Genomic DNA, 14,188 nt, shown 5'->3' with positions numbered 1-14,188 from the left:
GGGGCTAGCCCCCAGGCCCCCAGGATATTTATGACAAGAAAAAGGGATTTGGTCCCTTGGAAGATGGAGACATGGCATGGGCCAAATGTTGAGATGTATCTCGCCGATTGATGGGTCGGTCTTTGCCGAGCGCGAGGTGTTGTCGTTGGAAGCTGCGCAAGGGGCCGTAGCACGTGCCCGCGCAGCACAGACGGACTGGGCCGCGCGACCGTTGGCCGAGCGGGTCGATTTGGTGATGGCCGGCGTTGCCGCCGTTGGCGAGATGAATGACGAAATCGTGCCGGAACTGGCCCATATGATGGGCCGCCCGGTGCGTTATGGTGGAGAGTTTGGCGGGTTCAACGAACGCGCCAGCCACATGGCATCTATCGCAGCGGAATCGCTTTCCGACATCGAGGTGGGCGAGGATGCCACCTTCAAGCGCTACATCAAGCGCGTGCCGCATGGCGTCGTTTTTGTCGTGGCCCCTTGGAACTATCCTTACATGACTGCGATCAACACCGTTGCGCCTGCGCTGATTGCTGGCAACGCGGTGGTGTTAAAGCACGCGACGCAGACCCTTTTGGTTGGCGAGCGGATGGCGGCGGCGTTTGCGTCGGCCGGTGTGCCTGCGGATGTGTTCCAGAACGTGTTCCTGTCGCACGACGTGACCAACGATCTGATCGCGGGCAACGCGTTTGACTTCGTGAACTTCACCGGTTCGGTCGGTGGAGGTCAGGCGATGGAGCGTGCGGCGGCGGGCACCTTTACGGGTGTGGGCACCGAGCTGGGCGGCAAGGATCCCGGCTATGTCATGGAGGATGCAGATCTTGATGCTGCGGTTGACACTCTGATCGACGGGGCAATGTTCAACGCAGGCCAGTGTTGCTGCGGGATCGAACGGATTTACGTGCATGAAAGCCTGTATGACGATTTCGTCGCCAAGGCTGTCGAGATCGTGAAAGGCTATAAGTTGGGTAATCCGTTGGACGCGGAAACCACGCTTGGGCCGATGGCCAATGTTCGTTTTGCCAATGAGGTCCGCGCGCAGATTTCCGAGGCGCTGGCCGATGGTGCCGTCGCGCATATTGAAACCTTCGCCGAGGATGACGGCGGCGCGTATCTGACGCCCCAGATCCTGACAAATGTCACCCATGATATGCGGGTGATGCGGGATGAGAGCTTTGGTCCAGTTGTGGGTATCATGAAGGTCTCGTCCGACGAAGAAGCCATTGCGCTGATGAATGACAGCGAGTTCGGCCTGACCGCCAGCCTGTGGACCAGCGACGTGGATCGTGCCGCGCGTGTGGGTGATCAGGTCGAAACTGGGACAGTTTTCATGAACCGTGCCGACTATCTTGATCCCGGCCTGTGCTGGACGGGCTGCAAAAACACGGGGCGCGGGGGCGGCTTGTCGGTCATCGGCTTCCACAACCTGACACGTCCGAAATCCTACCATCTGAAGAAGGTAACATCATGAACCTTGTTGGAAACTGGTCCTATCCGACCGCAATGAAGTTCGGCGCAGGCCGCATCAAGGAACTGCCTGAAGCATGTGCGCAGGCGGGCATGAAGCGCCCGCTTTTGGTGACCGACAAAGGTTTGGCCGATCTGCCCATCACACAGGCGACGTTGGACATCATGGAGGCCGCCGGTCTGGGCCGTGGCATGTTCAGTGACGTGGACCCGAACCCGTCCGAGATCAATCTGCATGCGGGCGTCGAGGTCTATAAGGCGGGTGGCCATGACGGCGTGATCGCGTTTGGCGGCGGCTCGGGACTTGATCTGGGTAAAATGGTCGCGTTCTTCGCAGGTCAAACCCGCCCGATCTGGGATTTTGAGGACATTGGAGACTGGTGGACCCGCGCGGATGCAGATGCGATTGCGCCGATCATCGCGGTGCCGACCACGGCGGGGACGGGATCGGAAGTGGGCCGTGCCTCGATCATCACGAATTCGGTGACGCATGAGAAAAAGATTATCTTCCACCCGAAGGTTCTGCCCGCTGTCGTGATTGCCGACCCCGAGCTGACCATGGGCATGCCCAAGTTTATCACCGCAGGTACTGGCTTGGATGCCTTCGCGCATTGTGTGGAAGCGTTCTCGTCCCCGCATTACCACCCGATGAGCCAGGGCATCGCGCTGGAAGGGATGCGGCTGGTTGTCGATTATCTGCCGCGCGCATATGCGGACGGTTCTGACCTTGAGGCGCGGGCCAATATGATGTCCGCCGCCGCGATGGGCGCGACCGCGTTCCAAAAAGGCTTGGGGGCTATCCACGCGCTGTCCCACCCTGTCGGCGCAATTTTTAACACTCATCACGGCACGACAAACGCGGTCTGCATGCCGGCGGTGTTGGAGTTCAACGCAGCTGAAATCGCGGATCGTTTCGACCGTGCAGCGGGCTATCTGGGCATCGAGGGCGGATTCAAAGGCTTCCAAAGCTTCGTGCAAGATTTCAACGACAGCTTCGAAATCCCGCGCAAACTTTCCGAGATGGGTGTGAGCGCCGACCAGATGGATGCGCTGGTCGAGGGCGCGATCAAAGATCCCAGCTGTGGCGGCAATCCGGTCGAACTGACCCGCGAAAACCTACGCCAACTGTTTGAAGACGTGATCTGACCTCATGACCACGGGCATTGTCCTGATCATCCTGTCGGCGGCCATGTTGCACGCCACATGGAATACCATCGTGAAAACGGCGGGGGATCGGACAGCCACATTGGGTCTGGTGGCGCTGGGCCACGTCATACCCGGCTTGGCGATGGTGGCGGTGCTGCCGTTGCCAGCTGTGGAAAGCTGGCCGTATCTGATTGCCTCGACGGTGATCCATTTCGGCTATTTCTACATGCTGGGGCAGGCGTACAAACACGGAGACCTCAGCGTCGTCTACCCCATCGCGCGCGGCATCGTCCCCGCGCTGGTCTCGCTTTGGGCGATGTTGTTCGTGGGCGAAATCCTTCCCGCGCAGGCATGGTTCGGCATCGCCTTGATTGCCGTAGCCATCCAGATCTCAAGCTGGACGGCGCTGCGCCATGGAGTCGGGCGGACGGCTTTGTTCTTTGCGATCGGGACCGGGATTTGTATCTCGGGGTATTCGTTGGTCGACGGGGTTGGTGTGCGCGTGTCGGGCGGCACTCTTTCCTATTGGGCATGGCATTCTGTGCTGCATATCTTCATCACAGGATTTGTGGTCTTGCGACGCGGAAAGACGATGCTCGATCTGCCCACGCGTACATGGGTGATCGGTATTCTGGGCGGAATCGTGTCGATGGCTGCATATGGTTTGGTCCTGTACGCCAAGAACTTCGCCCCGCTTGGGGCGGTGTCGGCGCTTCGCGAAACATCGGTGATTTTCGCCGCATTGATTGGCTTTGTCTTCCTTGGTGAAGGCAATTGGCAGCGCCGTCTTATGGCTGCTGTTCTGATGGCAGCAGGTGTCGCGCTGATTGGGTTTTCTATCTGATGCTCATTCGAAAAGCGAAGTGCTTAAAATGTTGACTCATACCCCTTCCAGGGGGTTCACTTTCAAAGGAGGTTGAAGAGATGACCCAGTGAAATCACTTGCTGGGTGTTCATGTGTCTAGTTTGGACCGCGACGCTCAGTAACTTGAAAGATAAAGAAAAAATGTATCTCGGTCAGGCGATTTCGCAGATTTTCAGTTGTTGATAGGTAATCTAAGACAATCGGTGCGCCGAAACTGGACTGAGTAAGCCATAAAAGCTGGCGCTATTGGAGCATCAGATAATGCCAAAAACTATCGCCAAACAAAAAAGTAAAATCCAACGGGAGAATGCAATGACGACAAAGAACAAGTTTAGCCGCCGTTCCGTGCTGAAAGGCGCGACCACGATGGGCGCTGCCGCACTGGCAACCCCGCTTTATGTGAAGAACGCGCTGGCGTCCTCGGGCGAGATCAACATCCTGATGTGGTCCGACTATCTGCCGGCCGATTTCATCGCGGGCTTTGAGGCCGAGACCGGCATCAAGGTGAACTATACCGGCATCGGGTCAAACGAAGAAATCATCAACAAGATGAAAGCGACCAAAGGTCAGGGCTTTGACATTGTGTCACCAACCAATAACCGTTCGCTTCAGTGGGGGCCGCTTGAGCTTCTAAAGCCGTTTGATCTGTCGAAAGTGAACATTGATGCTGTTAACCCGGCTATGGCCAAAATTGGTACAGATGCTTGGGACTTTGGTGGGAAAGGCGCACACTGGCTGCCGCATATCTGGGGTACCGAAGGTATTGCCTATCGTACTGACAAATGGCTGCCATCCGGTGATGCGCCAAGCTATGGTGACGTCTGGTCGGAAGAAAACGCTGGCAAGACCATGGGTCGCGCACATTCGATGATGTTGGGTGCTGGTCTGTATATGGAAGCGTCTGGCGAGATGGAGCCGGGTTCAGTCTGGGCTGCCTATAACGACGAAGAAACCATGCGCAAAGTATGGGGCCAGATCACCGAATGGTGTATCGCACGCAAGTCGCGCATCAAGTTGATCTGGAACGACGCCGACACCCAGAAGAACGGTCTTTTGAACGAAGGAGTTGTTGTAGGTCAGACATGGGATGGTCCGCCGCTGGCTCTGAAATCGGCAGGCGAGCCGGTACACTATCAAGCACCGGTCGAAGGTGCGATGGCTTGGGTCGACGGTATGTCGATGCCAGTCGGTGCCGCAAATGAAGAGCAAGTCTATGCCTTCATCGAATACGCCTATCGTCAGGAGCCCGCAGGCGTCGCGATTGACAGCCATGGCTATAACTCGCCGGTGCTGGGTGCGGACACCTATTCGGGTGATACCTATAAGAAGAACTTCTCGGAAGCCTATCCGGGTGAAAGCTTGGCCAATCTGAACCCGTGGCCCGCTGAAGCACCTTGGTACGCCGATGTGCGCACCGAGTTCGTCAACAAGTTCAAGAGCGCCTAAGCGTCTTGGAAATGCGCGCCTCCGCCGCTGGGCGGGGGTGCGTCACCAAACTGAACAAAACGTCTGGAAAACACGGCCGCACGCCTGAGATCAGCGCGTGAGCGGCCCGTTTATGGGGAGATACCATATGAGTGCCGGAGTAGGCGTCGATCTTGAGAACCTCTGGATCCGCTTTGGAGATTTCGTCGCCGTGCGCGACGCGAATGTGCACATCAAAGGGGGCGACTTCTTCTCGTTCCTTGGACCGTCGGGCTGTGGCAAGACCACGATCCTGCGTGCGGTATCGGGCTTTCTTGAGCCCAGCGAAGGTGATGTGCTGATCGGTGGAAACAACATGCGCGGGATCGGGCCGAACAAGCGCCCCACTGCGCTGATTTTTCAAAACCTTGCGCTGTTCCCTCTGATGAAGGTTTGGGAGAACATCACGTTTTCGATGGAGATTAAAGGCGCATCGGCCAAAGAGCGTCGCAAGCGCGCGGACGAGCTTTTAGACATGATCGCGCTGCCGGGACAGGGCGACAAGCTGCCCAGCGAATTGTCGGGCGGTCAACGTCAGCGTGTGGCCATTGCCCGCGCCTTATGTGCCGAGCCAGACGTGCTGCTTCTGGACGAACCTTTGTCGGCGCTGGACCTGAAATTGCGTCAGCACATGCGCACCGAACTGCGTGAAATTCAGCAGCGTGTTGGCATTACCTTTATCTATATCACCCACGACCAGGGCGAGGCGCTGACCATGTCGGACGACATCGCCGTGATGCGGGCCGGTGTGATCGACCAGATCGCAGATGGCAAAACCATCTATAACGATCCCGCGACCGCCTTCGCGGCCAGCTTCGTGGGCGAAAACAACGTGTTCCGTGGCAAGGTGCTTGAGGTCAAAGGTGATCAGGCCCTAATCCGCACCAACCGTTCGGGCGATCTGCTGTCGCGGATTTCGACCGCAAATCAGGGCAAGATGAACGTGGGCGATGACGCGATGCTGTTCATCCGCCCCGAGGCTTTGTCGCTTGCCCCGGCTGGTGCGCAAGGCGATCACTTCGTGACGGCCAAGGTCAACCACGAAGAGTTTGAGGGCAACACTTATAACATCTTCATGGAAGGCGACGGCGGGAAAGAGCTGAAGGTTGCCATCCCCAACCACGGCCAGTCGTTCGAAGATCACTCGGGTCAGGACATGACGCTGGTATATGAAGTGAACAACGCCGTTGCGGTTCCCGCCGGCGAATTGGCCGCGGAATAGGAGAGGGTGCAATGCCAAGTTTCCTGAAGGAATTCTTCAACCGGAACGGCATGCTGATGGGATCCTTGATGCTGGGTCTGGTCCTTTTTTGGATCGTTGGCCTGATTATCTTGCCTCAGCTGTCGATGCTCGACTTTTCGTTCCGTCCGAACCTTCCCCCGCCCGAGATCGGCGGACCGAAGGATGTCTATACGCTTGAGAACTATAAATACCTGATCTATGGCCCCGAAGGCGGGTCACAGGATTACAATGCGGTGGACCTGAAAGTGTTCTTCCGCACGCTGGTGGCCGCCGTCTGTGTGACCATCTTTAACCTGATCCTGTGCTATCCGATTGCTTATTATCTGGGTCAGAACAAGGGCAACCACATCCGCGTTCTCGCGCTGATGCTGATCATTCCCTATTGGATCAACGAAATCCTGCGCGCCTTTGCGTTGCGAATTATCTTTGGCGAAAGCGGTGTGATCAATGCGTTTCTGGTCGGCACGGGGATTTTTGACACGCCCTTTGACTTCATTCGCAACGACATCGCGCTGTATGCGGGTCTTGGGTATGCTTACATCCTTTTGATGATCTTCCCGATCTACAACGTGATCGAAAGCCTTGATCATAATCAGATCGAGGCCGCGCGGGATCTGGGCGCCCCTTGGTGGCGGATCCACAAGCGGGTGGTTATTCCCTATGCCAAGCCGGGCATCAGCTCGGGCTGTACGATGGTGTTCATGTTGTCCGCCGGTGCGTTGGCCGCGCCTCAGATTTTGGGCGGTCCATCATCCCTTTGGTTCACGCAACTGATCTATCAGCAGTTCAACGACAACTCTGACTGGCCGCAAGGCGCTGCCTACGCGATTGTGCTGCTTGTCACCTGTATCCTGCTGGTGCTGGCCGTGATGCGCCTGTTCAAAGTGAACATGGGGGATATTGGCAAATGACGACTGATAAAATCATTCGCGTCTCTATCTGGGTTTACCTGGGCATCTTCTTTGCCTATCTGCTCGGCCCCCTGATCATCATGTCGTTGACGGCGTTCAATTCGCCCAGCTTCCCACGCATGTCTCCGTGGGAGTGTCTGACCTTCAATTGGTTTGGCGAGCTGTTCCAGGACGAGCGTATCCTGAACGGGATCTGGAACTCGATCCTTGTCGGGATTGGTACGGTGATCTTGTCGGTGTCGATGGGTCTGGCAGGGGCTTTGATGCTGACGCAGATCTGGCCCAAGCTGCGGGCGACTTATTACACGATCATCATCGCGCCTATCCTTATTCCGGGCGTTGTGATTGGTATCTCGACACTGGTGTTTTGGGATCGCATCAACCGCATGTTGGGTTTGGGTGCAGATAGCTTCCTGTCAAACGGGTTGTTCCTGACCATCATCGGTCAGTCCACCTTCATCGCCAGCTACTGCATGCTGGTTCTGGTGGCTCGTCTTCAGCGATATGACATCGCGCTGACCGAGGCAGCGTTGGACTTGGGTGCGACCCACGCGCAGGCATTCCGTAAGGTGCTGATGCCCTTCATGATGCCCGCGATCCTGTCGGCGTCGGTGCTGGCGTTCCTCGCTTCGTTCGAGAACTATAACACCACCACCTTCACGTTTGGCGAGTATCCGACCCTGACGATCGAGCTGGCACAGAAAGTGCGTTACGGGATCACCCCGGCGATTTCCGCCTTGGCCTTTATGATCGTGGCACTAACTGTGTTCTTTGCCCTGATAAACGAGGCGAACATCAAACGGAAATCCATGATCGCTAAGGCGCGCAAGGATGCTACTGTGGCTGAGTTGGCCGGCAAGATCGAGGTCCCCGGCCTGATCAGCCGCAACCCGGCGGCGATTGCCTTGATTGTGCTGGTGATTGCCATCGGGACGGTGACGGTGTCTGCGATGACCCATAGCCCGGATCAGTGTATCGCTGACGTGCAGGAACAAAAGCGCCTTGAAACCGAGAAGCGCATTCAGGAACTGCGCGAGCGTCGTGCCAAGGAAGCCGCCGAGAAAGCTGAAGGTGGGGCAACCCAGACAGCTCCGAAACCGTCCAATAACTCGGGCTTTGGTGGTGTGTTCGCTCCGAACACGTTGCAGAACCAAGGCGAGGGTACTTCGGACGAAGGTACCGAGGATGGTACATCGGGGGAAGGCGCAGATGAGTCTTCGAATAACTCTGGTTTCGGAAACGTGTTTGCGCCCAGTTCGATTGGGTCGGGCAGTGACTGATGCTTCTGTTTCTTGAAAGCGAAAAGGCCCGGCACAGCGCCGGGCCTTTTCATTTAGGGGATCACTTGCCCCAAGTCATGCGCTTCAGCACGTCGTCCTTGTGATAGATGTGGTGCCACAGGGCGGCACCCGCATGGCCCAGCAAAAGCCCGACCAGCGCGATGGCGGACAGGAAATGCACCTGCGCAAAGAAGTTTGCCAGCGCCTCGCTTCCCGGGACGAAGGGGTCATACATCTCGAACCAGTTGAAGACCTTGTTCTTTACGCCAAATCGATCCTGCAAAGGCGATGCCGACGCCATCAGCCAACCGGAAAGCGGCATGATGAACATCAGCGCGTAAAGCCCCCAATGCCCCAGCTTCGCGGCGAGCTTTTCAAGCGGATGCATGTGCTCGGGCAGCTCGGGCGCGTTGCGGTTAAGTAGCCGCCAGACCACACGGACCACGGCCAGTGCAAACACCACAAAGCCCCAGCTTTTATGGGTCTGCACCAAGGGAAATTGCGCCAGCGCATCCGTGACAAATTGGGTCATCCATACGCCCAACCCCAGCAGATACAGGATGATCCCTGCAATCGCCCAATGCAGGAGGCGCGCCAGCGCCCCCCAGCTGTTTGTCGTGTTGGTCAGGCGCATTGATTATTCCCAACCGCCAGCGCGCAATTCGGCCGATATTTCCAGCCGTACTTCGTCCGAGGTCACGGGTGCGAACATGCCCACACCGTAATCCGAGCGCAGCATGTCACCGGTGCCTTGAACGCCAATCCATTCACCTTGGTAGTAGTCAAAGAATTCGCCCAGCGGGTGGGGGCCGTTGTGGTTCAGGGTGAAGTTCATGGTGATCGGCTTGGTGTTGTCCTTGATGGTCAGATCGCCCACCAGCGTGATGGCGTTGTCCGAGGTCTGCTCGACACCCGTCGATGTGAATGTGATCTCGGGGAAGTTTTCGACGTCGAAAAAGTCAGCGCTTTTCAGGTGATCATCCAGCGGGCCGACACCCGTATCGATGCTGGATGGGTCCACCGTCACGGTGACTTTGGTGGCCGCAACATTTGCCGGATCGAAGTCAACTTCGCCACCAATCACTTTCCACTGGCCCGACTGCTCGGACAGGCCGGCGTGGTTGTAGTAGAAGCGGATTTCGGTGTGGCCGGGGTCGAATTTATAGATTTCGGCGTTGGCGGTTCCAGCGGCGGCAAGGCCAAGCCCAAGGGCGGCAGCTGTCAGAAGAGGTTTCATTGTGTGTGCTCCTTTGTCATGTTGCATGGCAACGTGGGACGAATTATTAGATGTATGTGCATGTATCTAATTGAGGTGTGCATGAAAAGATGCTGATAGGGCCGGTAACGGGAATGTGAGATGGATAAGAAACCGAACGAACAGACCACAGCGATCTGGGTGCTTTTGAACATTGCCCACAAACGGGTCACGCAAACCTTCGAGTCCGAGTTGAAACGCGCGCGGCTGCCGTCTGCCGCGTGGTATGACATTCTGTGGGCCTTGGAACGTGAAGGCGAAGGGATGCGCCAGAACGAACTGGAGCGTCAGTCCCTTTTTGATCAACCAAATCTGTCGCGTACGATAAAACGCATGGTGGATGACGGGTTGGTCACCCAATGTCCCGCGCCAAACGACCGACGCGGTCGCATGCTGCGGATTACCGATGCCGGCAAAACGTTGCGCGCTCAGATGTGGGAAATCTATGGCGGGCTGATGCTGTCGGAAATTGAAGACAAGGTTCCCGAGGCGCATGCTAAGGGGCTGATTGAAGGTTTGGCTGCGTTGATCCCTGAGGGGGATGAAAAACTTCAGGGCGAACTTAATTTGGTGCGCGAACGTGGCAAAAACTGCCCCTAAAGTCAGCATTGAAATACTCGTGATGCAATTCGATGGAATAGTGCGAAGCGAGACACCGGAATCACAAGGCGCGCGACATGAACAAAGACTTTTTCAAACTGCTGGAAGACATGAACAAGTCCGGGGATAATCCCTTTGGCGCGTGGGTGGAAACTTGGATGTCGTATCAACAGGATATGGCGAAGCTGTGGATGTCCACCGCGTTGAAAGCTGGCGAGGCAATTGAACCGTCAAAAGACAACCGTTTCCGTGGCGACGCGTGGAACGAAGGCATCTTCCCGCTTCTGCGCCATTCTTACGAGCTGACTGCAAAAGCGATGGTAGACATGGCTGACAATGCGGGCCTGTCGGACCACGAACAGGACAAACTTAGCTTTTACGCCCGCATCGCCGCAGACAACATGTCGCCGTCAAACTTTCTTGCAACCAATCCCGAGGCTCAGAAGCTCGCGCAGGATACCGGTGGGCAAAGCCTGATTGATGGTTATCAGAACATGCTGGCGGATCTGGAAAAGGGCTATATCAGCACCACCGACGAAGACGCGTTCGAGGTGGGCAAAAATCTCGCCACCACGCCGGGGTCGGTTATTTACCGCAACGAGTTGATCGAGCTGATCCAATACAAGCCGATGGCTGCGAAGACCCGCAAAGCGCCGATCCTGATCGTGCCGCCCTGCGTGAACAAGTTCTACATTTTCGACCTTAACGAAAAGAAATCCATGATCCGCTATCTGCTGGAACAAGGGCAGAGCGTTTACATGATGGTATGGCGCAACCCCAGCGCCGAGATGGGTGATCTGGGTTGGGACGAATATATCGCGGACGGAGTTTTCGAAGCGCTGCGTGTAGCGTCTGATGTTTCGAAATCGGATGCTGTGGACATCATGGGGTGGTGCAACGGTGGCACCATGTTGGTTGCAGCGCTGGCCGTCATGCCGGACGATCTGAAAACCAAACTTGGCACGGCAACCTTCCTGTCGACGATGATCGATTTCTCGGATTCCGGGCAAATCAAAGTGTTCATCGATGAGCCGCAGGTAAAGGTCTATAACCAGCGCCTGCAATCTGAAGGGGTTGCGCCGGGCCGTGACATCGCCAACGCGATGGCGATGCTGCATGTGAACGAAAGCATCTGGGGCTTTGTGGTTTCGAACTATCTGATGGGCAAATCGCCCGCACCCTTTGATGTGCTGTATTGGAACGCCGACACGCAGAACCTGCCTGCCAACTGGTACAGTTTCTTCGTCGAGGAAATGTACATGGCGAACAAATTGAAAGAGCTGGGCGCGCTGACGATTTGCGGCACGCCAGTCGATACGCGTAACATCGACGTCCCGTGTTATTTCCTAGCTGCCGATGGCGACCATATCGTGCCGTGGAAGACATCCTTCACGGCGACGGAACTTGTGTCCGGCAAGACCGAATTTGTGTTGACCACAGGTGGCCACGTGTCGGGCACAGTGATCAACCACCCCGCCAAAACGCGTCGCAAGTTTTGGGCAGGTGGCTCGGATACCTCCAGCGCTGAAGGCTGGCAGGAAGGGGCTGCGCTGACCGAGGGCAGTTGGTGGCCGCATTGGTTAGAGTGGCTTGATCAACAGAACCCCTCTGATCGGGTTGCCCCTGCCAAGACGCTGGATAATCGCAAGTACAAGCGTCTGGCTGACGCCCCGGGAACTTATGTGCTTGAGGGCAAGGACTAATGGGCGTGCAAGATCTGGCCGAGATCGACGATAAGTCAGATTTTCATATGATCGAGGTTGACGGCGCAAAGATCCGTTACCTCCACCGGGTTGTGAATTCTGACCTGCCGCCGCTTCTGGTCTGCAACGGGCTGGCCCAATCCATCGAGGTGCTGCTGCCCCTGCTGGACGAAATCAAAGACCGCTGCCTGATCGCCATCGACATGCCCGGCACCGGGCGGTCGCATCTGATCGACGGGGTTTCGACCATTCCGGACTATGCGGATTTCACGCTGCGGGTGCTGGATCAGATCGGGATCGACGGCTTCGATATGCTCGGCATTTCGTGGGGCGGGGCGCTGGTGCAGCAGATTGCCCATACAGTGCCGGATCGTGTGGCAAAACTGGTATTGGCGATTTGCTCGGCGGGTGGGATCGGCAGCTGGTGGGGTACCCCTATTGCTATGTCCGAAATCATGCTCCCGATGCGTTTTGCCAGTAAAGCCTACGGCAACTTCATCGGCCCGTGGATGTATGGGGGCGAGGCGATCTTTGCGCCGGCCGAGTTCCGAGATTATTCGAAACACGCCATTCGCCCCAGCCCTGAAGGGTACTTCTCGCAGGTGCGGGCGATGTGTGGATGGACCAGCCTGCCGTGGCTGCGAACGTTGGCCCAGCCGACGCTGGTCATTGCAGGTCAGTTTGACGGATTAATACCGGTCGCCAACCAGATCCTGCTGTCCAACATGCTGCCAAACGCCAAGCTGCGCGTGTACCCCACCGGTCATCTGCTGATGTACACCCAGCGTAAGGAGGTCGGGGCCGAGATCACGAGCTTTTTGGGCGGCGATTAGGGTTTCGAGATCAGAAAGCACTGGATGTCGGCGACATTGGTGCCGGTCGCACCGGTCATCAACAGATCATCCGAAGCGGCAAGCGCAGCGTAGCTGTCGTTGTTGTGCAAAAGCGCATTGGGGTCGATGCCCGCATCGCGCATCCGCGAAAGGCTGGTTTGATCCACGATGCCGCCTGCCGCGTCGGTCGGTCCGTCACGTCCGTCCGTTCCACCGCTCAGGAAAGCCCAGTCGCCCTGCAATCCACGTTCCGCAGCGCCCATTGCAACATGCAGCGCAAGTTCCTGATTGCGCCCGCCGCGTCCGGTACCCGTCAGATGTACGGTGGTCTCGCCTCCGGCCAGAAGGGCTGTGGTGGTGCCCGCAGGGGCGGCCTCGGCGGCGTCCAATAGAATGGCGGCGGCGTCTTTCACGTCCCCGGTCAACATGTCCGAAACAATTTGAACCGCACCCACGCCTTGCGCGTCGTCCTCGGCCGCGCGCAAGCTGTGTCCGTTTGATCCGATCAAATGGTTCTGGGCGGTGTGGGCAGGCATCTGGATATCATCAGCCTGTGACAGGTGCTTTTGGACCGAGGCGGGCAGATCACCCCAAATCCCAGCCGTTTCGCAGACAGCGCGTGCTTCGCCCCGCGTGCCAATTGGGGCCACGGTTGGGCCGCTGGCAATTGCCCGCAAATCATCGCCAATCACGTCTGACAAGATATAGGCCGACACCGGTGCAGGCTGCGTTGCCCGCAGCACCCCGCCGCCCTTCAACTGGCTTAGCTGCTGACGCACAAGGTTCATTTGATTGATGTCGATCCCCGCGCCCAGCAACAGCGCGCTGACCTGTCCCTTGTCCTCGATCGAGACCCCCGGCACAGGCAACGCCATCAGCGCCGATCCCCCGCCCGAGATCAGCGCGATCACTTGGTCCCCATCCCCAGCCTGCGCCAGCAGATCTGCCACAGCCTGACCCGCCGCAAGGCTGCTTTGGTCTGGCACCGGGTGCATCCCATACAGTACTGTCGCACCTTCCACGGCGTCCTTGTTTTCAGGATGCGTGATGCACAGCGCTTGTCGCGGGCCTTCAATATGCGTCAATGCCTCGTTCATCATGGCGGGCGCAGCCTTGCCGATGGCGATCACAACGCTTTTCCCGTTCGGCCCCGGCACCGGAAGCGGCGCGTCATTCAGTGCCCGCCGAACAGCCAGCGCTGGGTCGGCTGCCTTGACCGCTTTCATGAAAATCTGCCGCGCGAGGTTGCGCAACGTTTCGGTGTTGTGAACGGTCATGTCAGTCTCTGGATGGGTTTGAGGCGCAGGTGTTAGCGCTATTATTCAGAAGCTGCCGAACAGGGCAAGGGCAGAGCATCAGCGGAAAGTTTTGGAAACCGTGTCTGGCTCTCACTTGAAATCGACCAAGAATGACGTTCTTTGACAAGTTAAGGC

General features: G+C 57.3%; 13 protein-coding genes. 10 read left to right on the top strand and 3 right to left on the bottom strand.

The window, feature by feature from the left end:
* The first annotated feature begins 76 nt into the window (after positions 1 to 76).
* The 7 genes from ACXAH3_RS06940 (at position 77) to ACXAH3_RS06910 (ending at position 8,364) form a co-directional block, all read left to right on the top strand.
* Positions 77 to 1,459, top strand: a complete 1,383-nt coding sequence (locus ACXAH3_RS06940) for an aldehyde dehydrogenase family protein (protein ID WP_474861350.1) — start codon at positions 77 to 79, stop codon at positions 1,457 to 1,459.
* Positions 1,456 to 2,601, top strand: a complete 1,146-nt coding sequence (locus ACXAH3_RS06935; protein WP_474861349.1) for an iron-containing alcohol dehydrogenase — start codon at positions 1,456 to 1,458, stop codon at positions 2,599 to 2,601. The genes ACXAH3_RS06940 and ACXAH3_RS06935 overlap by 4 nt, the downstream gene beginning before the upstream one ends.
* A 4-nt stretch (positions 2,602 to 2,605) precedes the next feature.
* Positions 2,606 to 3,445 carry an EamA family transporter gene (locus ACXAH3_RS06930; RefSeq protein WP_474861348.1) on the top strand — a complete coding sequence of 280 codons (840 nt, stop codon included), beginning with the start codon at positions 2,606 to 2,608 and terminating at the stop codon, positions 3,443 to 3,445.
* A gap of 333 nt (positions 3,446 to 3,778) precedes the next feature.
* Positions 3,779 to 4,912 carry an extracellular solute-binding protein gene (locus ACXAH3_RS06925; RefSeq protein ID WP_474861347.1) on the top strand — a complete coding sequence of 378 codons (1,134 nt, stop codon included), beginning with the start codon at positions 3,779 to 3,781 and terminating at the stop codon, positions 4,910 to 4,912.
* Between the two features lie 127 nt (positions 4,913 to 5,039).
* Entirely contained in the window at positions 5,040 to 6,152 is a 1,113-nt protein-coding gene (locus tag ACXAH3_RS06920) for an ABC transporter ATP-binding protein (RefSeq protein ID WP_474861346.1), read from the top strand.
* 11 nt (positions 6,153 to 6,163) lie between these two features.
* Complete coding sequence (locus tag ACXAH3_RS06915) at positions 6,164 to 7,084, top strand: ABC transporter permease (RefSeq protein ID WP_474861345.1); 921 nt, start codon at positions 6,164 to 6,166, stop codon at positions 7,082 to 7,084.
* On the top strand, positions 7,081 to 8,364 hold the full coding sequence (locus ACXAH3_RS06910; protein ID WP_474861344.1) for an ABC transporter permease: 1,284 nt from the start codon (positions 7,081 to 7,083) through the stop codon (positions 8,362 to 8,364). The genes ACXAH3_RS06915 and ACXAH3_RS06910 overlap by 4 nt, the downstream gene beginning before the upstream one ends.
* Positions 8,365 to 8,425: 61 nt before the next feature.
* Here ACXAH3_RS06910 and ACXAH3_RS06905 read toward each other — a convergent pair whose 3' ends face one another.
* Positions 8,426 to 8,998: a cytochrome b gene (locus ACXAH3_RS06905; protein WP_474861343.1), complete on the bottom strand. Its 573-nt coding sequence runs from the start codon at positions 8,996 to 8,998 to the stop codon at positions 8,426 to 8,428.
* A 3-nt stretch (positions 8,999 to 9,001) separates the two neighbouring features.
* On the bottom strand, positions 9,002 to 9,601 hold the full coding sequence (locus ACXAH3_RS06900; RefSeq protein ID WP_474861342.1) for a YceI family protein: 600 nt from the start codon (positions 9,599 to 9,601) through the stop codon (positions 9,002 to 9,004).
* A gap of 120 nt (positions 9,602 to 9,721) precedes the next feature.
* On the opposite strand from ACXAH3_RS06900, the gene ACXAH3_RS06895 reads away from it, so the two are divergent.
* The 3 genes from ACXAH3_RS06895 (at position 9,722) to ACXAH3_RS06885 (ending at position 12,755) form a co-directional block, all read left to right on the top strand.
* Entirely contained in the window at positions 9,722 to 10,219 is a 498-nt protein-coding gene (locus tag ACXAH3_RS06895; protein WP_474861341.1) for a MarR family winged helix-turn-helix transcriptional regulator, read from the top strand.
* Positions 10,220 to 10,296: 77 nt separating this feature from the next.
* Entirely contained in the window at positions 10,297 to 11,922 is a 1,626-nt protein-coding gene (locus ACXAH3_RS06890) for a PHA/PHB synthase family protein (protein WP_474861340.1), read from the top strand.
* Positions 11,922 to 12,755 (top strand): alpha/beta fold hydrolase, encoded by an 834-nt coding sequence (locus tag ACXAH3_RS06885; protein WP_474861339.1) that lies wholly within the window; start codon positions 11,922 to 11,924, stop codon positions 12,753 to 12,755. The genes ACXAH3_RS06890 and ACXAH3_RS06885 overlap by 1 nt, the downstream gene beginning before the upstream one ends.
* On the opposite strand, the gene ACXAH3_RS06880 is transcribed toward ACXAH3_RS06885, so the two are convergent.
* Positions 12,752 to 14,032, bottom strand: coding sequence for a glycerate kinase type-2 family protein (locus ACXAH3_RS06880; protein WP_474861338.1), 1,281 nt, complete (start codon positions 14,030 to 14,032; stop codon positions 12,752 to 12,754). The genes ACXAH3_RS06885 and ACXAH3_RS06880 overlap by 4 nt on opposite strands.
* Positions 14,033 to 14,188: the final 156 nt, after the last annotated feature.

The organism is Aliiroseovarius sp. ABM4_368 (assembly GCF_056161205.1).
The sequence above is the reverse complement of the archived record's forward strand: the minus strand, read 5'-3'. Positions and strand labels throughout refer to the sequence as shown.